Below are 18,783 nucleotides of genomic sequence, written 5' to 3' on the forward strand. Positions count from 1 at the left end.
GAAGTGCCCCGAAATTACGCATTGATGCTACTGCAATGGACACCCGGCATTTACTGCATAAATGCATAAACGCCACATAGCGGTTTGAGCACCGTAAGAAGCATCCAAAAAAGCCGCGGCAAATTACTTTTCGGCAGCTTTTCTGCCTTCTGACAGACCATCACGACCCTAATTCACTTCCTCCACCTGAATGCTGGTAATGGTTACATCCGTCGAAAACGTTATTAACTCTGTCCGTTCAGAGAATATTCCCTCCTGCTTCATCCGCTGGAAATACGCCGCAGTAGCTGGCGGTAAAGTATCAACTACGTCCTCCAGAGGGTCGAACTCATGAGCAGGCTTACTGCCGGTGTCATACCCCGCTAATTGAAAAAACGCAGTGCCTGAATCGTCCAGTTGATGTTGCAGCGCTCCCAATAGTAGGAGGTGGTACTTTTTGGGGTCCGCCAGCAGGATGTCCAGTAGCACTTGTTCCTGACGGATATTTTCCTGCCAGTATTCGTCCTTGATGAAGTCCTTGAAGTTGCCGTACTTCCCCCAAATACGCTGCACTACTTCCGGCGTGAACTCGGTGTCCTGGGCTACGTCAGCTTCAATAACCAGACGAATTTTTTGAGTCTTTTTCATGGCCTCAAGTTAGCCAGTAGTTCCAGGATGGTGGCGAATTCGCACGTCACTTAACCCGTGCTTAACTCCACTTCGGCATTTTTCGGGATGATTCGGTCACTGCATCGTAGCAATACGATATAGTTAGGGCAGACTGGATGCACTTCGTAGCAGCAGCTTCTCTGAGCGCATTGACTCTCACGCATGAAAAGGCAGGGCGGGCGCGTGCGCGAACTTGCCAGAAAGGTCCTGCGATGATACTCAAAGCCAATAATGCAAGCTGTTATAAATGCTTGTACCATGTCCATAGCAGCGCTGCCAGCGTTGCCAAGTCCTTTAGCCCGCCCGCGACCTTGGCTAGCAACTCTACTCGTATTTTCCAGTCGATTGGTGCTTTCATATGATACCCGGTTTGAAAAGGGCATCACAAAAGAATACACCAAAAGCAACGAAAAATAGGACAGGAAAAATGCCGTTTCCAGCCCGTAAGAGCATATTGACTTTACAAAATGTGTTCTCACGAGCTGGAAATGAGTTTTCAAATAGGACAAACTACACGCTTTTTTCTTATATTTTTTCTATTCTGCATCATTGCCAGTTCGCATAAAACACTCATTAGCAACGCTGTAAATTATAGAATTCTAGTGGTGGATAATTCGGAATTCTTACCTGGGGAACAAGTGGCAAAAAATGGGGAACAACTGGCATTTTTTTTATTTCAGCTATTCGAGTCAGGTTGGGGCAACAACCTAAAAATCGGCACCTGTTTTGCCCTTGTGTTAGGGAACCTTTTTTACTCAAATCCATGCAACCCGTTACGGAGCCCGTAGCCGAATCCGCTGAAATCCCCCTTTCACCGCCAGCCCCCACTGCCCAGGCTATTCCCGATGCCTCCGTGCTTTTTATGGCGACCGTACAACAGCACTTTACCACCTTGGTGGACCTACTGAAAAGCCATGTGGAGGCCAAAAAAACCGGCCTTGTGGCCGAAGCCAGAGCCACGGCTATTGAGGGCTATGTAGCCAGGGGCTACAGTTTCCTTATGGTGTTTTTATGCTTGGGAGCCGGGCTCTTTCTCTCCACGCAAAAAATATTAAACGGGGTCAGCGCGGGTACGCTCACAGGCACCATCATTGGCTACGCGCTATCGCATCTGCGGCCCGTGACCAACGACTAAGGCGGCGGTAAACGAACGCCAGAAATTCATGCCCAGATAATGTTGCCGCCCTAATTATGCGCGATTTTAAGGAACTTGAGCTGACCTTCCGCAATGATTCTTACATCGTGCCTCCGGGCTGCAGGAAGGAAATATTAACGCATCCTTCCGGCAATGGCAAGGTGGTAGAGGTAGCACTGTTCCAGGAGCACCGTTACGCCTTCTTCTACTGGCTGCAATGGACCCGCGAGCGGAAGCAATCAACTCCCCCTTGCTTGGTCAGCTTGGACTGGCACCAGGATTTAGGCTATCCCGGTGATATCGAGCAGCAGTGGCTGAAGGACTTGAACCAAAGCGACGACGGGGAAGTAGCCGGCTTCTGCTGGGCAACCCTGCCCAATAACAACGACGGTCAAATTATGGCTGCCGTCTACCTTAACTTGATTGGCGACGTGTACGTGCATTGCCGGGATGGCTACGGCGATGAATGGGCGGATGAGCTATTCCACGACCGGTTTGGTAATGCCCACCCCATCCGAAAGTTCAGAACGCCGCAACAGTTGGAGGCTGCCTTGCTGACCTCCAGCGAGCAGGCTGTTTACTTTGACCTCGACCTTGATTTCTTCACCTACCGAAATCATTACACTGAAGGCGGCAGTCGCTTTACCTATATGCCCAAAGGCAAAATCCTGGAGTTACTGGCTCCCGAGACTTCGCTCATGCGCTGGATTTTTGCTCGATTGGCCGGCTTTACCATCGCAACCGAGCCGGAATTCTGTGGTGGCATCTCAAAATCGAACAAGTTGCTCGATATGGTGACCAAGCTGTACTTCACGCCCGATTTGTTTCATGATGCGTGCGAATGGAAACATTTGCGGAATCGGTAGACCAGCTACTGCCCCAACAAGTTAGGCGGAAAAGATAAAGTGAGGGGCGACGAAAGTGAAGGCAGGCCGTTACCTTCGGCCTCCTACTTTACGCACCATGACCTTTGCCGAGCTAGTTGAACAGTTTTTACTCCTCCGATTGCAGGTAGCTTCCGCCGGCGAAGCCAGTGTGCCCGCCTGGTGGCCCACCACTTGCCTGACGACTGATGCTGCTTTGGATTTTAAGCACCTGTTTGCCGACGCCGCGCCGGCGGTGGCCTGGCAGCTCAGCAGCCAGGCCGCCTGCCAGGCGCACGATAAATGGCTGTCAGGCATGGATTACCATCTATTTCGTTTACCCGAAGGGCTAGAGGAGGCTATCTACCATACTGGTTTGCAGCTGCCAGTAGCCCAGGCACAGCAGTGGCTGACAGAGAAAACAGCATTGGCAACGGTAACTGCGAATACTACCCCAGTTACTGGTCCTCAACGGCTGGGCAGCAGTGCCGACTTGCTTTCCGGCGCTGCCCTACCGGCCTTACGGGCTTGCTACGGCGCGGCTTTCCAGGGCGGTGTGCAGGTGTTTCCCTACTTCACTACGGCCAATGCAGATGAGTAAGGACCTGCTTTTCACGGCTGCCCTGAACAAAGGTCAGGCGTTACTCCCTGAAATGCACCAGCTGGCGCAGCACTGGCAGCCCGGCATTACGGCTCGCGAGTTGGCGCAGCAGGCCTTGGCCACTGGTTACCTAGGCCGGGCTACCGAAGCCCGCATCCGGGATGTGGTGGCGGTATTCAGCCGGCGCTTCCTCCGGGGCCAGCCCCAGCCGGCGGCGTACCTGCACGAGTTGGCGCAGCACCTCCCGGTCACGGGCTTATTCACGGAAGTGTGCCTGCTGCACACCGCTGCCGCGCACCCGGAACTCTTGGTGTTCCTGCAGGAAGTGTACTGGCCCGCCCATTATGCTGGTCGCCCCAGCTTACCCAAGGAGGCGGCGCAGGAGTTTCTGCACCAAGCCCAGAAGCTGGGCCGCACCGGCAGCGACTGGTCCGAGGGCCTGACGGAGCGCACCGCCCGCCGCCTAACGGGTACCCTCACTGAATTTGGCTTGCTGGGCGCACCCGACCGGCAAGGCATCCGGCTGCTGAGGCCGTTCCAGCCGCATCCGGAAACAGTGGTTTACTTAGCGTACTGGCTGCGCGAGCTTAAGCTGGACGTACGCGCGCTCATCGCCCACCCGCTCTGGCAAGTGCTGGGCCTGCGCGCTGGCGACGTACTGCCGACCTTGCGCCGCCTAGCGCTGCACAATTGGCTGACCGTACTTACGGCTGGTGACCTTCTCCGCCTCGAATGGCATTACTCTTCTCCTACTGCGCTCCTGCATGACCTCACTCAACGAAGCCTTCACGCAGTTGCTTGATGCGCTGAATACGCGCGACCGAACCATCAACCCGACCGGGGCCGCGCAGTTTTACTACCTGGTTTTCCCGCCAGAACAGGCCCTGGAAGTGAAGCGTCAGCTGCACAAGTGGAAGAAGCGCCTGACCGACCAGCGCTACAAAACGCGGGAGTACAGCTTTGCCAAGGAGATGCCGGGCCTGGCCGAAAAGCACCCATTGGTGTCCCGGTCGCTGCAGCTGGAAGCCGCCAAACCCGCTACCGCGGCCGAGAAGTTTGCGGCCAGTCCCAAACTCCTGCACCAGCTAACCGGGGCCGCGGGCGAGAAGCTGGCGGCCGACATTACCGCTCGCTTCGGCGGCACGAGCGAAAAAACCGTGCTGCTGCTCACCGACCTCGAAGCCCTGCACCCGGCCGTGCGCATCGGCACCATCGAGAACCAGCTTACCCAGACCCTAAAGGGACCAATCATTGTGTTTTACCCCGGCCAGCGCACGGCCAAATACGCCCTGAAATTTCTGGGTTTCTACCCCGAAGACGGCAACTACCGCTCCACCCACTTTGAGGCAACTACCGCATGAGCATTCGTACCCTGTTTAATCTGGAAATAGAGCGGCCCATTGAGCCGGTCGTGAACTACGGCACCAACGCGAAGCGCGAAGAAGCCCTGCTGACGGAAGTGCGGGAGTACGTCACCACGGCCCACATCGAGGAGCGGATTGAGAAGCTGCTCGAAGCCGTGGAGGACGGGGCCAACGGCAACCCAAATACCGAGGTTGGCATTTGGGTATCGGGCTTTTATGGCTCGGGCAAAAGCTCGTTTACCAAGTACCTTGGCATGGCCCTGGATACCAACCGGCAGCTGGCAGGGCGGCCGTTCCGGGAGCAGCTGGCCGACCGGCTCACACTCACGCTACGCCAGCGCCTGCTCACGCTCACCCAGCGCCACCCGGCCGCCGTGGTGATGCTGGACCTGGCCTCGGAGGCCAGCGGGGCCATGCGGCTCGTGCACGAAGAGCTCTACCGCAAGGTGCTGCAATGGGCAGATTTCTCAACCGAAGCCCGCACCCGCGACCTGGAGCTGCGCTTGCTACGCGACGGCAAGCTGGACGCCTTTAAAAAGCGGGTGCCTGAGTTGCCGGATGCCGCGGGCCTGAGCTGGGCGGAGGTGCGCGACGACCCGTATTCCGGCATCTACGTGGCTTCGCAGCTGGCGCACGAGTTCTACCCGGCCCGGTTTCCGGCGGCCGATACGCTGGCCAATACGGCCGAACTACAGATTGAGCGCGGCCTGGACGAGGACGTAGCCACTATGTTGACGTTGGTGCGCCAAAAAACCGGCTACCAGAACGTCATCTTCGTCATTGACGAAGTAGGGCAGTACGTCGCGCCGGTGGATGACCGAATCACGATGCTGCAAGGGCTGGCCGAGTCCCTGAAACGGCAGGGCCACGCGCTGCTCATCGTGACGGCCCAGCAAACGCTGACCAACGACAACCCCGACGCGGCCCTGAACTCGGCCAAGCTGACGAAGCTGCTGGCCCGCTTCCCGATGCAGCTCGAATTGAAGTCCGGCGACATCAGCCACATCATTACCGAGCGCCTGCTGAAGAAAAGCGCGGCCGGCACCACGGCGCTGCACCAGCTTTTCGAGCAGGTGAGCCAGAGCCTTAACCACGCCACCCGCCTTCAGGACGTGAGCGTGCTGCGGCTGCCGGAGTTCAGCCGCGACCGGTTTGTGGACCTTTATCCTTTTCTACCACAGCACTTTGAACTGATGTTGCGCCTGCTGAGCCGGCTGGCCACCAAGCATGGTGGGCTGGGGCTGCGCTCGGCCCTAAAACTGACGCAGGATATGCTGCTCGATACCGCCAGTGGGGTAGCCGTGGCCGATGCGCCTCTGGGTCGCCTCATCACCCTGGCCGATTTTTACCGGGTGCTCACGCTGGAAATAGGCCGCTCGCTGGCCTACCTCACGGCCGCCGTGGACAAGGCGCGGCTAGTGTTCGGGGCCGATTCGCTCATGGCCGAAGCCGCCGCGGCCGTCGCCGTGCTGCAAATCATCGAGGAGGTGGTACCCGTCACGTTTGTCAACGTGGCGGCGCTGCTCCAGCCCGATGCCCGCCACCTGCGAACCCCGGCCGAAGTGAAGCAGGCGCTCGAAGAGCTCATTGCCCACGTTGAGCTGCCCTTTGCGCTGCTCAACGACCAGGTACGCATCCTGAGCGAAGAAGTGAAGGAGTTGGAAACCGAGCGCAACAAGCTGCAACCCCTCGCCGTGGACCGGCTCAACCTGGAACGCGAGGTGCTGAAGGAGCTGCTGCCCGACACCACCCGCCGCACCATGCTCGGCGGCAACCGGGCCGTGGTGGCGGGCTTGTTCTGGTATCCAGGTGCCGACGTGTTGTCGCCGGTAGCGGCTGGAGCCGACCCGATTCAGGTGGTGGTCACGCTGCTGGACCCCAGCGAATACCAAGCGCAGGTAAGCCAACTCGCCCTGCGCTCAACTGCTCCGCAGGAACACAACCGGCTGTATGCCTGCGGACAGCTACCCGCCGGCTGGAATGACCAGGTGCGCGACCTTTACCGGGCGGGCGAAATCGTGCGCCTGAACCAGCACTCGGCCCGCCCCGGCGACGAGGCCCAGTACGTGCGCAGCCAGCAGGAGCTGACGCGCCGGCTGCTGCGCGACCTGGGCCAAAAGGTGCGCCTGAGCTTGGAAAGCGGCTCTTTTATCTTCCGCGGCTCTCAAACGGCTACCCGCACCGAGGCCACAACGCTGCCCGGGGCTTTGGGCAAGCGCCTGAAAGACGTGACCGAGCTCACGTATGAGAAGTATACCCTGGCTGGCCATCCTGGTGCTGGCGAAACAGCAGTACAGTTTCTGCAAGCTAAAGACCTCACCACCCTGCCGACCCAATATGACCCGCTGGGGCTGGCCGACGCTAATGGGGCCGTGCGGGCCGACCACCCGGCGCTGATGGCCGTGGCCGACTACCTGCGCCGCCACTTGCAGGCGGACGGCCGAACGCTGCTCGACCACTTTGCTGCGCCGCCCTACGGCTGGTCAAAAGACGCCATTCGCTACCTGGTGGCCGCCTTGCTGCGCGATGGGCGCGTGAAGCTTCACACCGGTGGGCAGTCGGTGAGTGGCAGCAGCCCCGAAGCCCGCACAGCCATCGGCAACACGAACGGCTTCAACCGGATAACCTTGCGCCTGGCCGATGGCGTGCCCTCAGCTGAGCTGCGCAACATGGCAGTTCACCGTCTGGAGGAACTGACCGACGATACCGTTTCGCCCACCCTGAACGGCATCAACAAAGCCGCGCGGGAGTTTTTCCCGGGCAAGCTGGCGCAGCTGGCAGGCCTGCCCAGCCGCCTGCGCGCCGTGCAGGTACCGGGGCCTGACCGGGCCGAACAGGTGCTGACCCAGGTGCGCAGCCTCCTCGACGGCGACGATGCCGACGTTATCAGCCGCCTCGGGGACCCCGACAACGAACTCGTCTCGAATCTGGGCTGGGCCGACCACCTCAGCCGCCAGCTTGATGAGGGCCTTGAAAACACGTTGCGCGACCTGTTGCCCTTGCGCGAGCGGCTAGCCCGCCTGCCCGATGTAGTAGCGCTGACCGAGCTGCGCCGCGCCGCGGCTGACCCGTTGGCCCGCCTCGACGAGCTGCTGACCCACGACACCTTTGGCGGGCGGACCGCCGACCTGACCACGGCGCACCGGCAGCTGGTGACCGCCCTAAAAGCCGGGGTAGCGGCCCTGGCCAAGCACCAGCTGGACCGCCTGCGCCAGACCGCTACCGAGTTGCGCGGTTCCTACACCTGGAACTACCTGGATGTGGAGGCCCAGACCGCCATCGCCGATGCCTTATCCGACCTGGCCCTCCCCTATGAGCAAGCGCACACCGGTACGCTGCGCGACCTGGAAGACCTGCAGAACCACGGTTACAGCGTGGAGGAGCGCCTGGCCGACCTGCGCCGCCGGGTAAGCGAGGCCCGCCCCCCGGCCCCGCCGCCCAGCGAAGTGCAGGAAGATGGTACTCCCACTCCCAGTGTGGCCACGCCCCTGCGACTGCGCCGCCGGCTGACCTCGGCCGATGACCTCGACCAATTGATTGAGCGCCTGCAGCGGCTGCGCGCCGGCTTCGTGGCTGGCCAGGCCTTCGAGTTCGATTTTGAAGACTAATCCGTCCGAATCTTCTACCCCCGCTTCTTTCTGCTGTCCTCCGAAGAGGGTAACAGAGTTTCTTCCTGACCATGACGCCCACCCAACGCAACCTGCTCCGCCAGTTCGTGGCCGATGCCCGCACTGCCCTCTACCGCGACTTCGAGCAGCAACTGCCCGGCTACGGCATTTTCTTTCAGCAGGCCCCGGTGGCGGCGGGGGCTCCGCCGGCTTACACCCACTTGCAGCTTACGGCCCCGGCCGAGCTGCCCAATGCCGACCGCGCCACCCGCGCCGGAGCAGCGCGCCTGCAGGAGCGCCTGCACTATCTGGCGACTACGGTACCGGGCGCGGTAGCAGGAGCCTCGCCCCGCCTGGCGGAAGCCTTGCCCCGCCTGCTGCTCGAACAAGCCTACACCTTTCTCAACCGCCTCACGGCGTTGCGGCTGGCCGAGGAACGCGAGATTGTGATGGAATGCCTGCGACGTGGGCAACAGTCGGAAGGCTACACCGACCTGTTTTCGCTGTACACCAGCCAGGCTTACCCCAACGGCGACGCCCGCTACGCCGCCTTTATTCGGGCTAATTTCGACCGACTGGCCCGCGAGCTGCCGGGCTTGTTCGGAGCCTACTCGCCCTACGGCCTGCTCTGGCCCCGTTATGCGGCTTTCGATGCCGTGCTCGACCGCCTGCGTCGCTCCGAGCTGGCTTTTGCCTGGGATGCGGATGAAACGCTGGGCTGGCTCTACCAGTACTTCAACTCCAAAGACGAGCGCGAGGCCATGCGAGCGGCCAGCCGTGCCCCACGCACGAGCCGCGAAATGGCCGTGCGCAACCAGTTTTTTACGCCGCGCTACGTGGTGGAGTTTTTGACGGATAACACGCTGGGCCGCCGCTGGCGCGACCTGGCGGAGCCTTCCGAAGCGCTGGCGGCCCGCTGCCGCTACCTGGTGGCCACTGATGCCGCTGCTGCCGAAACCGCGCCAGACGCGGCGGCCCCAAACAGCATCCCGGCGTTGAAGAAAGCCGGGGGCGAGAGCACCGTTGCGGAGGAATACCCGCTGCCCGACCCGCGGGGCCTGCGGGTACTTGACCCCGCCTGCGGCTCCATGCACTTCGGGCTGTATGCCTTCGATGTGTTCGAAACCATTTACCTCGATGCCTGGGACCGGCTGCCGGACACCGTGCTCACCGATGTGCGCGCGGCCTTGGTGGCCGAGCATCCCACCGACGAGACCGCCCGCCGCCGGGCGTTTCAGGCGCGGGTGCCGGGCCTGATTCTGGCCCACAACCTGCACGGGGTGGATATTGACCCCCGCGCGATTCAGGTGGCCGGCCTCACGCTTTGGCTGCGGGCGCACCGCACCTGGCAGGGCCTGAAGCTGCGGGCGGCCCATCGCCCGCGCATTGGCGAGGCGCGGCTGGTGTGGGCCGAGCCGTTGGCCGAAGGCGAGCTGCTGACGGCTTTCGGCCGCACGCTTCGCCACGAAACCCTGCCCGGCCAAACCAAGCCCCTGGCCCCGGCCGAGGCGCAGGTGCTGGCCGACCTGCTGCGCAGTGTGGCGGCCCACACCCGCCTGGTGGGCGAGGCCGGCTGGCTGGTGCCCCTGGAGCAGGAGCTGAGCGGCCTCATCGAAGCGGCCCGCCAGAGCTGGACGACTGCCCGCGCAGCCGTGGCCCAGGCCACGCAGGTCGACATCTTTCGGGGTGCTCCCGCCCAGCAGCTGGGGCTGCCGCTCGAAGCCCTCGGCCGGGTGCGCCGCAAGGCCTTCTTTGAGGAGGCCGAGGGCCTGCTGCTGGCCGCCCTCACGCTGTATGCCGAGCAGGCCGCGGGCCCTGATGCCTACCAACGCCAGCTCTTCGCGGCCGACGCGGCCCGGACCCTGGCCCTGGTGGACCTCTGCCGCCTGCGCTACGATGCCGTGCTGATGAATCCGCCCTTTGGGGCCGCCGCCGCCGCCAGCAAGGCCTACCTGGAACGCAACTACCCCAGCGCCAAAATGGACATCTTCGCCATGTTCGTGGCGCGGGCGCTGAACCGGCTGCGGCCGGGGGGCTTTGTGGGCATCATCTCCTCGCGCACGGGGCTATTTATCTCATCGTTCAAGACTTTCCGCGAGCAGGTGCTGCTACGCCACCACCTGCCGCTGGTGGCCGACCTGGGCGGCGAAGTGCTCGATGCCATGGTAGAAACCGCTGCCTACGTGGTGCAGCAGGCCCCGCCCGTAGCCCAGCCTACTTTTTTCCTGCGTCTGCTCAATGTGCCGGGCGAGGAAAAGGAAGCAGCCTTGTTGGAAGGGCTATTAAATCCGTCCGCTCCGTTTCGGTTTGAGGTGCCTACAGTAGCTTTTGATGTAATTCCTGGTAAGCCACTGGCATATTGGTCACCGGCAGGTGTTCGTCGGGCTTTCGAAACTGAACCTGCTTTTGATGACGAAGCAGGCTCAACTAAACAGGGTTTGGCTTCAGCTGATGATTTTCGCTTTGTACGAATGTGGTGGGAAAAACCCACTGACAGTGGTTGGTTCACTTTCGCAAAAGGAGGCCCTTGGTCACCTTTCTACATTGACTTTCATTTGATTTGCAATTGGGTGCGAAATGGCGAAGAAATGACAACTTTCACTCGCTCGGTAATTCGCAATCCAATGTTCTATGGTCGGCGCGGCCTCACCTATCCGCTCCGCACCCACGAGCTGAGCCCGCAAGCAATGCCTGCGGGCACTATCATCAGTGTGCGCGGCCAGGGCATTTACCCAAACCCGCCTGATAACCGGACCGCCGAGGAACAAAACCTGCTCAATCTCGCCGTGCTGGCATCTCGGCCATTTGATTACATGTTGAAGTTGGGGCTGGGTTTTTCGGCGCGACCACAATTCGACGGTGGGGCTATCAACCGAACGCCGTTTCCGGCAGCGCTGCAACTACCAACTGCTGTACCAGTGGTAGCCGAACTGGAGGCCCTAGCCCGGCGGGGACACGCCGTGCAACGGGCGCGAGAATTCACCCGCGAAACATCCCTGCATTTCCGTTTGCCGGCCCTGCTGCTCCCCACTGCCCTGGCTGGCCCTGCCCTGTCCGAGTCCCTACCTCCGGCACTCGCGGCCATTGCCGTGCCCCTGCCATTGCTTGACTCAACTACGTTGGCCGAAACTGCCATCGCTGAAGCAGCCCGCGCTACCGCCCGGCAACTGGAAGTGCAGGCTATTCAGGGAGAAATCAACGAGCGGGTTTACGAGGCCTACGGCTTCGGCCCTGCCGAACGGGCCGCCATCGCGCAGTTCTACGCCGCTCCCAGCAGCACCAGCGAGGATGACGCCCCGGCCGAGGAAGAAGAGGACGACGACACTGCCGCCCCCGGCAGTCCCGATGACGTGGCATTTGCCCTGTGGCAGTGGCTGCTGGGTGCTGCCTTCGGGCGTTGGGACGTGCGCCTGGCGCTCGACCCAGCCGGACTGCCCGCCCCGGCCGGCGCGTTTGAAGCACTGCCGCCGGCCCCGCCCGGTGCCCTGCGCCACCCCACTTCCGGCCGCTTGGCCACCACGCCGGCAGACGTAGCCGATGCCGGTGCCCCCTACCCCGTGCCAGTGGCCTGGTCCGGCCTGCTCCCCCTTGACTCCGATAACCCGCACGACGTGGCCCGTCAGTTGCGCCAGCTATTGGCCACCTTGCGCCCCGCCACCGCGGCCGCCCTCGAAACCGAAAGCCGCGCCCTGCTGGCTTCTACCAAGTCGGACCTCACCGGCTGGCTGGGCGAGTGGCTGGGCCGGGCCGGCGCCGGCGGCTTCTTCGACCGCCACCTGCTGGCCTACTCCCGCTCCAAGCGCGAGGCTCCACTTTACTGGCCCCTGCAAGCACCCAACACCAATTACGTGCTTTGGCTCTACGCCCCGCGCCTGAGCCGCGAGACTCTCTACGCTGCTCTCAACGACTACGTGGAGCCGCGCCGCCAGCGCGCCCGCGACGAGCTGCGCCAGTTTGCGGAGCTGCTCAGCGGCCCCGCCCCGGCCAACGCCAAGGAGGCCCGCCAGCAGCTCCAGCGCCGCGACGACGTGGCCCAGCTTGTGGCCGGCCTCGACCAGTTTGTGGCGCACCTCACCAGCGTGCTCGACCAGCCCGGCTTCCAGCCCCACCCCGACGACGGGGCCGCCATCAGCGCCTGCCTGCTGGCCGAGCTGTTCAGCCACCGCGCCTGGCGGCGCAAGCTGGAGCAGCACCGTACCAAGCTGCGCACCGGCGACTACGATTGGAGCCACCTGGCCCTGTCGCTGTTCCCGGTCCGCGTCCGCGAAAAGTGCCGCCTCGACCGGTCCCTGGCCATCGCCCACGGGTTGGAAGACTTGTACGAGGGGCCGCTAGCTGATTTAGGCGGCGCAGCCGTGGAAGAAAAATAATAAGAACCATCTTGTATGAAAACGACTCCCGCTACACTACCTAGCCAACCAAAGCCTCCGCGTAACCAACCCTGCCCCTGCGGTTCGGGTGCTAAATACAAGTATTGCTGCATTGGCAAAGAAATTCGGCCTCAACATGTGATGGCAACGGCCATGCATCGAGGTCAGCCTCGGCAGGTTCAAGTTGATGCCAGCAACGATTGGCTCAATATTCTGGCCGCAACGGAGATGCCTCTCAAACTCTTCTGCAAAGACAACGGATTGTACTTGTTCGGCTTGGGTCTAACTGTTGGACAGCAGGAAACCCTGACGGAACAACTGAAGCAGGGAAACCTAACCCGGGAGGATGTCCTTTCTACTTACCGGGGGCATTTCCGTCAGGAACCTGTGATGGCGCTACTCGACACTGCCTGTCGGGAGCAGGCCATGTTTGAAAAACGGCGTGATGTGCTAACGGATGCTTTTGAAGCGCATTTCATCGGTAAATACACCTTATCCATTCCCGTACTTTTTGCTCAGCTTGAAGGACTGCTACGTGATGTGGGCAATTTAAAAACCTCTGATAGTGTAAAGGGCACGATACGCACCGACATCTGGAACGACCGTCTCGTGCGCCCCATTGAGGACAACGTCGGCTTTTTCAATGCCTTCGTTCACCGGCTTTTTGAAGGGTCAAAGCCGAGCGACGAGGGGCTGAATCGTAACCCCATTTTGCACGGGTTTAAGGTTAACTACACTTCAGCCGATAACTCCATGCTGCTTATGCTCAGCATCTTGGAAATCAGACTGTTTTTGTGGTGGGAGGAGAAAACCGGAAATTTCTTCGATAACGTCAAGCTAACCATAGTCGACGACCAACAACCAGACAACCCACGCGAATCGGCTCCGAATAGCTAGTTATCATCACATTATGCCTTCCATCCGCGCCTTCATCCAAAACCAAATCCAGCAAAAGCTGACCAAGCGGCGTTGCGTGGTGGTGTACGACCCCCAGCACCTCTACGCAGAGCTGGTGGCCGAGCTCGCGGGCCCCGCCGAAGCCCCCCAGGCCGTGGTGGTAGCGGCACTGCCCGGCCCCACCCAGGCGCTGCTCAGTGCCTGGGCCGCTTGGGCAAGCCTGGGCAGTCGCCCCAATCCCGGCCCCCCGCTGGTGGTGTATGTAGCCACGGCGGCCCCGCAGGGCGAAACGGAGAAGCGCGCTGACCCCTTCTGGGCGCTGGCTGTCGCGGGTTGTGCCTTTGGGGCGAGCGAAGACCACGAGCAATACGCCCAGCTCGCCCGGCTGTGCTACCCCGACCACGCCAGCAAGCTCACCGAGTTGTTTGCGGCTCCGCAGCCGCCCGCATTTGCCGTGCTCGATAACCTGGGTGGTGGCGAACGGTGGCCACTGCTGAGCCACTACCTGCTGGGGCGCGAATCGCGGGCCGAGCTGCTGCGCGGCTTGCTCCTGCCTAATCCCAGCTCCGACAAGCGCCTGCTGGCCGCCAGCGACTGGGTGACCGAAGCTCAGCACCTGGTGGAAGTAGCCCTGGGCGTGCTACCCACCGAAAACACCCTACCCACCCTGCGCCGCAAGCTCTGGCAGCTAGTGCTGCTCGGGGAGTTTGTATTTGACCTGCGCTGCCCCCTGCCGGCGGCTCTGGCCGGGGTGGTGCGGGCCGCCGACCCCGCCCGCGACCTCGTGCTGCGCCTGGCCGACGAGCTGCGGCAGCAGGAAGTAGAGTACCTGGAGCAAGCGCGCCAACTGGCCGACCAGCTCAACCTCAGCAGCTACTTCGGGCCGGATGATGACCTGGGCGAACGCCTGACCTTTGGCTTCGAGGACCTGACTTTGCTGGGGCAGGTGCTCACGGCAATTCGGACCAACGACCTGCCCAGTGCGGCAGCCAAACTAAAAATGCGCAAAAAATCGGTGTGGCGCGACCAGGGGGCCGCCCGCTGGAACCTCACCGAAGTCGGCCTGGACTTGCTGCAGGCCGTGAACGCCGCTCAGGCCTACCTCCAAGCCGAGCCCCCAACCGACTTGTCGCGGCTGGTGGCGGCTTACGCCGGCCCGCTGCACCTGCCCGATGCCGCCCAACGACGCTTTGAGGCCGCCGCCACGGTTTACGAGCATTCAGATGAAGACCTGCCCAGTTTAACGGGTAGCCCCGACGGGGCCAGCACCAACCTGAAAGAATTTATCCGCATCTGCCGCGCCCGATACGCGGCCCTGGCCGCTGACTTGCACCAGCGCCTGCTGACCAGCGTTGAAGCGCAGGGCTGGCCGGCCGCTGGGCTGCCCGCTGCCCGCGAGCTAACCGGACAGCTCGTCCAGCCCGCGCTGCAGGATGGACGGCGCATTGCTTATTTTCTTGTAGATGCCTTGCGCTTCGAGCTGGCGCAGGAAGTAGCCCGTCTGCTCACTGAGCAGGGGGCCGTCGTGCAAATTCAGCCGTACTGCGCCCAGCTGCCCACCAGCACCCCAATTGGAATGTCGGCCTTGTTGCCCCACGATGGCAACTGGACCTTGAGCACGGACCCGACCGGCAAAGTAGAGCCGCAGGCCGGCCAGCCACTGGTGCCCGTGCCCAACGTGAGTACCCGCGACAAGTTCTGGCAACAGCGCTTTGGTGACTTGGTGCGGGTATTTTCTCAGGAAGCTTGGCTAAGCGCGCCGACCGTACCAGCCACCGCGCGGCTGCTCGTGGTGCGCTCTTCGGACCTGGACCAGGCCGGCGAAAACCGCGGCATTGAGGGCCTTAGCCAATTCCCGCTCGCGCTACGGGCCTTGCGAAAGGCCGTGCTGGCTGCTGGCAAGGCCGGCTTCCGCGAAATTGTCATTGCCACGGACCACGGCTTCGTGCTCAACCCCACCCCCGATGACGGGGCCTTGGTAACCGTGCCGCCCGGCGAGTGGCCGTTCCGAAAAGTCCGTAGCCTGCTTGGCCGTGGCCCCGCCGATACCCACGGCACCATCCGCTTCGACAGTGCGCAGGTCAGCATTCCGGGGCCGTGGCCTCACTTTGTGGTGCCCCGCTCGCTGGGTGCTTTCGAACGAGGAATAACCTATGCCCACGAAGGATTGTCCTTACCGGAAATCGTGCTGCCTGCCTTGCGCGTGCAGCTGCCAGCTGCCGAGCAGGCCCCCAAACGCACTAGCTTGTCGTTGACTTATCTAAAGCCCGTTGTCACCACTCGCCAACCCATCCTGACGGCCGAAGCCGTTGGCGGGAGTCTGCTTGATTTTGACGAAGCGCCGCCGGTTGAGTTTCAACTGGTAGTAACGGCGGCCGATGGCCGAGTGGTTGGTAAATTGGGCCTGCACACGGCCGTAGTGGACGTGGCCACGCAGCTGGTGCGCCTCTCGGTGCAGGAAAAAGCGCGCCTGCCCGTGCGCCTCGATGAAGAATTTGAAGGAGCATTCACCGTGCGGGCCCTGCACCCCGATACGCAGGTAGAGTTGGCCAGCATAACCTTGCAGACGGCATATGAGATATGAAGGGCCTGATGCGCTGGATGCCAAGCTGAACGAGCATTTCAGTGGCAAAGCGGTGCGCAAGGATTTGCTGCACCAGATTAAGAAAAGCACGAACGTGCCCTCGTTCGTGCTGGAATTTCTCTTGGCCCGTTACTGCGCTACCGACGACGCGGAAGAAGTGGAAGCGGGTATGCAAGCCGTGGTGGAAACGCTCAGCCGCCAGTACGTGCGCCCCGATGAGGCAAATAAGGCGCAGTCGCTGGTGCAGCAGAAAGGCTCACACCGCTTCATCGATAAAATTCACGTGCGCTACCAGGAGCGCGAGCGGCGGCACTGGGCCGCGATGGAGAACTTCAACTCCCAGCGCATCGCCATTCCCGAGCAGTTTTACAGCCAGAACGAGCGGCTGCTGGAAGGCGGCGTGTGGGCCGAAGTGAAGGTGGCCCGTAACGAAACCGACGAGAGCTATGCCTTCCACATCGAGGAGTTGCGCCCAGTGCAAATGGCCCGCTTCGACTTCGAGGCCTACTGCCAGGGCCGCCAGGCGTTCAGCCGCAACGAGTGGCTGGATGTGCTCATGCGTACCATCGGCCTGAATCCTGACAAGTTTTCGTTCCGCCTCAAGCTGCACTACCTCACCCGCCTCATCGGCTTTGTGGAGTCGAACTATAACTTCATTGAGCTTGGGCCACGCGGCACAGGCAAGTCGTTTGCCTTTAGTGAATTTTCGCCCTACGGCACCCTCATCAGTGGCGGGCAGGCCAGCACGGCTACGCTTTTCTACAACCTGTCGCGCCGCACGGTGGGGCTAGTCGGGTATTGGGATATTATTGGCTTTGACGAGGTGGGTGGCATCCGCATCAAAGACCAGAATACCATTCAGATAATGAAGGACTACATGGCCAACGGGCGTTTCTCCCGGGGAGCTGAAGTCATTGCAGATGCCTCGTTCGCCTTCGTGGGCAACATCGACCACTCGATTGAGCAGTTGGTTAGTTCGCCCATCCACACGCTGTTCCTGACCCTGCCCGATAATTTTGACCTGGCCGTGCAGGACCGCCTGCACTACTTTCTGCCGGGTTGGGAAATGCCTAAAAACAGTTCCTCCTACCTCACCGGGCAGTATGGCCTGATAACCGACTACCTGGCCGAAGCGCTCCACTACCTGAAGAAAAAGGTCAACAAGTATCCGACCCTGAACAGCCGCATCCGCTTGGGCAAGGCCGTGGAGGGCCGCGACGAGCAGGCCATTAAAAAAACGGTGGCTGGCCTACTCAAGCTACTGCATCCCGCCGACGAGCCCACTGACCTGGAGTTTGATGAGTACGTAGCCTACGCCGTGGAGGGCCGCCGCCGGGTGAAGGAGCAGATGAACAAGCAGAAGCCCGACGATGAGTTTGCCAACATCAACCTAAGCTACACCCGCCGGCAGGACAACCAGGAAGAAATCGTGTTCTGCCCCGAGTCCGCCCATATCGTGCGGAATGCCGACGTGGCTGAGTCGGGTGCAAGCACGGCATCTTCTAATGCCCCTGTGGTTCCAGCCGCGGTGCCCGCGCCGGTTGCCGCCCAGGCCACGGATGGAGTTGGGGCCGTCACTCCCTTGCCAGAAAAAACCGTGCGCATCCTGTTCGGCGATACCGGGTACAGCTACGAGGCGCTGTTTGGGCCTTATCTGGCGGGAGCCAGCGTCGTTACCTTGGAAGAGCCTTATATCCGCACCACCCACCAGTTGGGCAATTTGGTTCGCTTTGCGGAACTGCTGGCCCGCGTCGGCGACTGCCGTGAGCTAACGGTGCTCACTGGCCAGCCGGAAACCGAAGAGCAGCAGGCCGAAGTCAAAAAGGCCTTCGAAGACCTACGCTGGAGCCTTAAAGAATTCAGCATCCACCTTAATTTCTCCTTCAGCCCCACGCTGCACGACCGTGAGCTACGGTTAAATAATGGCTGGGTCATCCGCTCCGGGCGCGGCCTCGACCTCTACCAGAAACCGGAAAACTGGTTCAGCGTCGGAGTGAACGACTTTACCTACCGCCCTTGCTTGGAAACCACTGTGGTCTTCCAGCTCGATTCTGCCAGTCAGCTATGATTCGTTACCGCTTTGTTGACGTGCCCTTTCAGGGGCATACCATTCGATACGTGCGCGAAAGCCGCCGTGCGACCGATGCCAACGGCCACGCTTTCGAGCGTCGGCCCAAAGTTTGGAACGATGACCGGGTGGAGGAATTGATAGCGGGCCTGGAGCATGATTTAGGGTCGGTCGTCATTGTCGACCGCGTGCTGAGCCATGTCGCCAGCCTACAGTATTCGGACATTGTGGAAGCTTTTCTACAGCAGCACGGCCGCCTGACCGAGTTGAACCAACCATGGCAGTACACGGCCTACCGCATGCCCACTCCCGTTACCATCCAATACAAAGACGTGAAATGGCGGGGCCTGACGGTGCGCCTGATTCATATTCTGAACGAGCCGGGCCCATGGCCGGCCTTCTTCGGAAACGGCAGTGTGCCGGACCTCGACCCTAATCACGATGCCGCCGCCGCCATCACGGCCGAGGTGCAGGTGCTTTTTCAAGACGACAAGGTGAAGACCTACGTTGAGTCAACCCGTTTCTATTTCGAGCCCATCGAAGGCTTGGAAGACTTCAAAGCCTATGACTTTGAGGACGACCCCACGCCGGCCACCACGATTACCCTCAACGCGGGGTTTCGCTAATTTTTAGAACGCAATACAC

Annotated in this window: 12 protein-coding genes; 11 read left to right on the top strand and 1 reads right to left on the bottom strand. The window is 61.3% G+C overall.

The window, feature by feature from the left end:
- Window positions 1-168 precede the first annotated feature (168 nt).
- Window positions 169-627, bottom strand: a complete 459-nt coding sequence (locus MTP16_RS25515) for a hypothetical protein (protein ID WP_243520930.1) — start codon at window positions 625-627, stop codon at window positions 169-171.
- A gap of 784 nt (window positions 628-1,411) precedes the next feature.
- Between MTP16_RS25515 and MTP16_RS25520 the strand changes: the two genes are divergently transcribed.
- The 11 genes from MTP16_RS25520 to MTP16_RS25570 all read left to right on the top strand — a co-directional run bounded on the left by MTP16_RS25520 (window position 1,412) and on the right by MTP16_RS25570 (window position 18,764).
- The gene (locus MTP16_RS25520; RefSeq protein ID WP_243520932.1) at window positions 1,412-1,783 is read left to right on the top strand and encodes a hypothetical protein; all 372 of its coding nucleotides are present in this window, start codon (window positions 1,412-1,414) and stop codon (window positions 1,781-1,783) included.
- 56 nt (window positions 1,784-1,839) lie between these two features.
- Entirely contained in the window at window positions 1,840-2,649 is an 810-nt protein-coding gene (locus tag MTP16_RS25525; protein ID WP_243520934.1) for a UPF0489 family protein, read from the top strand.
- A 97-nt stretch (window positions 2,650-2,746) separates the two neighbouring features.
- Window positions 2,747-3,247 carry a BrxE family protein gene (locus MTP16_RS25530; protein ID WP_243520936.1) on the top strand — a complete coding sequence of 167 codons (501 nt, stop codon included), beginning with the start codon at window positions 2,747-2,749 and terminating at the stop codon, window positions 3,245-3,247.
- Window positions 3,240-4,049 (top strand): BrxA family protein, encoded by an 810-nt coding sequence (locus MTP16_RS25535; protein ID WP_243520938.1) that lies wholly within the window; start codon window positions 3,240-3,242, stop codon window positions 4,047-4,049. Before MTP16_RS25530 ends, MTP16_RS25535 begins: the two co-directional genes overlap by 8 nt.
- Complete coding sequence (locus MTP16_RS25540) at window positions 4,012-4,608, top strand: BREX protein BrxB domain-containing protein (RefSeq protein WP_243520940.1); 597 nt, start codon at window positions 4,012-4,014, stop codon at window positions 4,606-4,608. Before MTP16_RS25535 ends, MTP16_RS25540 begins: the two co-directional genes overlap by 38 nt.
- Complete coding sequence (brxC, locus tag MTP16_RS25545; RefSeq protein ID WP_243520943.1) at window positions 4,605-8,219, top strand: BREX system P-loop protein BrxC; 3,615 nt, start codon at window positions 4,605-4,607, stop codon at window positions 8,217-8,219. Before MTP16_RS25540 ends, brxC begins: the two co-directional genes overlap by 4 nt.
- Before the next feature lie 71 nt (window positions 8,220-8,290).
- Window positions 8,291-12,589: a BREX-1 system adenine-specific DNA-methyltransferase PglX gene (pglX, locus tag MTP16_RS25550; protein ID WP_243520945.1), complete on the top strand. Its 4,299-nt coding sequence runs from the start codon at window positions 8,291-8,293 to the stop codon at window positions 12,587-12,589.
- 15 nt (window positions 12,590-12,604) lie between these two features.
- A complete protein-coding gene (locus MTP16_RS25555; RefSeq protein WP_243520947.1) occupies window positions 12,605-13,486 on the top strand; it encodes a YecA family protein in 882 nt (293 codons plus the stop codon).
- A gap of 13 nt (window positions 13,487-13,499) precedes the next feature.
- Complete coding sequence (locus MTP16_RS25560) at window positions 13,500-16,070, top strand: PglZ domain-containing protein (RefSeq protein WP_243520949.1); 2,571 nt, start codon at window positions 13,500-13,502, stop codon at window positions 16,068-16,070.
- Window positions 16,060-18,138, top strand: coding sequence for a BREX system Lon protease-like protein BrxL (gene brxL, locus MTP16_RS25565; protein WP_243520951.1), 2,079 nt, complete (start codon window positions 16,060-16,062; stop codon window positions 18,136-18,138). Before MTP16_RS25560 ends, brxL begins: the two co-directional genes overlap by 11 nt.
- Window positions 18,135-18,764, top strand: a complete 630-nt coding sequence (locus MTP16_RS25570; RefSeq protein WP_243520953.1) for a hypothetical protein — start codon at window positions 18,135-18,137, stop codon at window positions 18,762-18,764. The genes brxL and MTP16_RS25570 overlap by 4 nt, the downstream gene beginning before the upstream one ends.
- The last annotated feature ends 19 nt before the right edge of the window (window positions 18,765-18,783 follow it).

The sequence above is a fragment of the Hymenobacter monticola genome, from assembly GCF_022811645.1.
In the GTDB taxonomy this organism is placed as follows: Bacteria; Bacteroidota; Bacteroidia; order Cytophagales; family Hymenobacteraceae; genus Hymenobacter; species Hymenobacter monticola.

What these genes read in the sequence shown, in the direction of transcription:
- MTP16_RS25515 (WP_243520930.1), bottom strand. Translation starts at nt 627, where the DNA reads ATGAAAAAGACTCAAAAAATTCGTCTGGTTATTGAAGCTGACGTAGCC.
- MTP16_RS25520 (WP_243520932.1), top strand. Translation starts at nt 1,412, where the DNA reads ATGCAACCCGTTACGGAGCCCGTAGCCGAATCCGCTGAAATCCCCCTT.
- MTP16_RS25525 (WP_243520934.1), top strand. Translation starts at nt 1,840, where the DNA reads ATGCGCGATTTTAAGGAACTTGAGCTGACCTTCCGCAATGATTCTTAC.
- MTP16_RS25530 (WP_243520936.1), top strand. Translation starts at nt 2,747, where the DNA reads ATGACCTTTGCCGAGCTAGTTGAACAGTTTTTACTCCTCCGATTGCAG.
- MTP16_RS25535 (WP_243520938.1), top strand. Translation starts at nt 3,240, where the DNA reads ATGAGTAAGGACCTGCTTTTCACGGCTGCCCTGAACAAAGGTCAGGCG.
- MTP16_RS25540 (WP_243520940.1), top strand. Translation starts at nt 4,012, where the DNA reads ATGACCTCACTCAACGAAGCCTTCACGCAGTTGCTTGATGCGCTGAAT.
- brxC (WP_243520943.1), top strand. Translation starts at nt 4,605, where the DNA reads ATGAGCATTCGTACCCTGTTTAATCTGGAAATAGAGCGGCCCATTGAG.
- pglX (WP_243520945.1), top strand. Translation starts at nt 8,291, where the DNA reads ATGACGCCCACCCAACGCAACCTGCTCCGCCAGTTCGTGGCCGATGCC.
- MTP16_RS25555 (WP_243520947.1), top strand. Translation starts at nt 12,605, where the DNA reads ATGAAAACGACTCCCGCTACACTACCTAGCCAACCAAAGCCTCCGCGT.
- MTP16_RS25560 (WP_243520949.1), top strand. Translation starts at nt 13,500, where the DNA reads ATGCCTTCCATCCGCGCCTTCATCCAAAACCAAATCCAGCAAAAGCTG.
- brxL (WP_243520951.1), top strand. Translation starts at nt 16,060, where the DNA reads ATGAGATATGAAGGGCCTGATGCGCTGGATGCCAAGCTGAACGAGCAT.
- MTP16_RS25570 (WP_243520953.1), top strand. Translation starts at nt 18,135, where the DNA reads ATGATTCGTTACCGCTTTGTTGACGTGCCCTTTCAGGGGCATACCATT.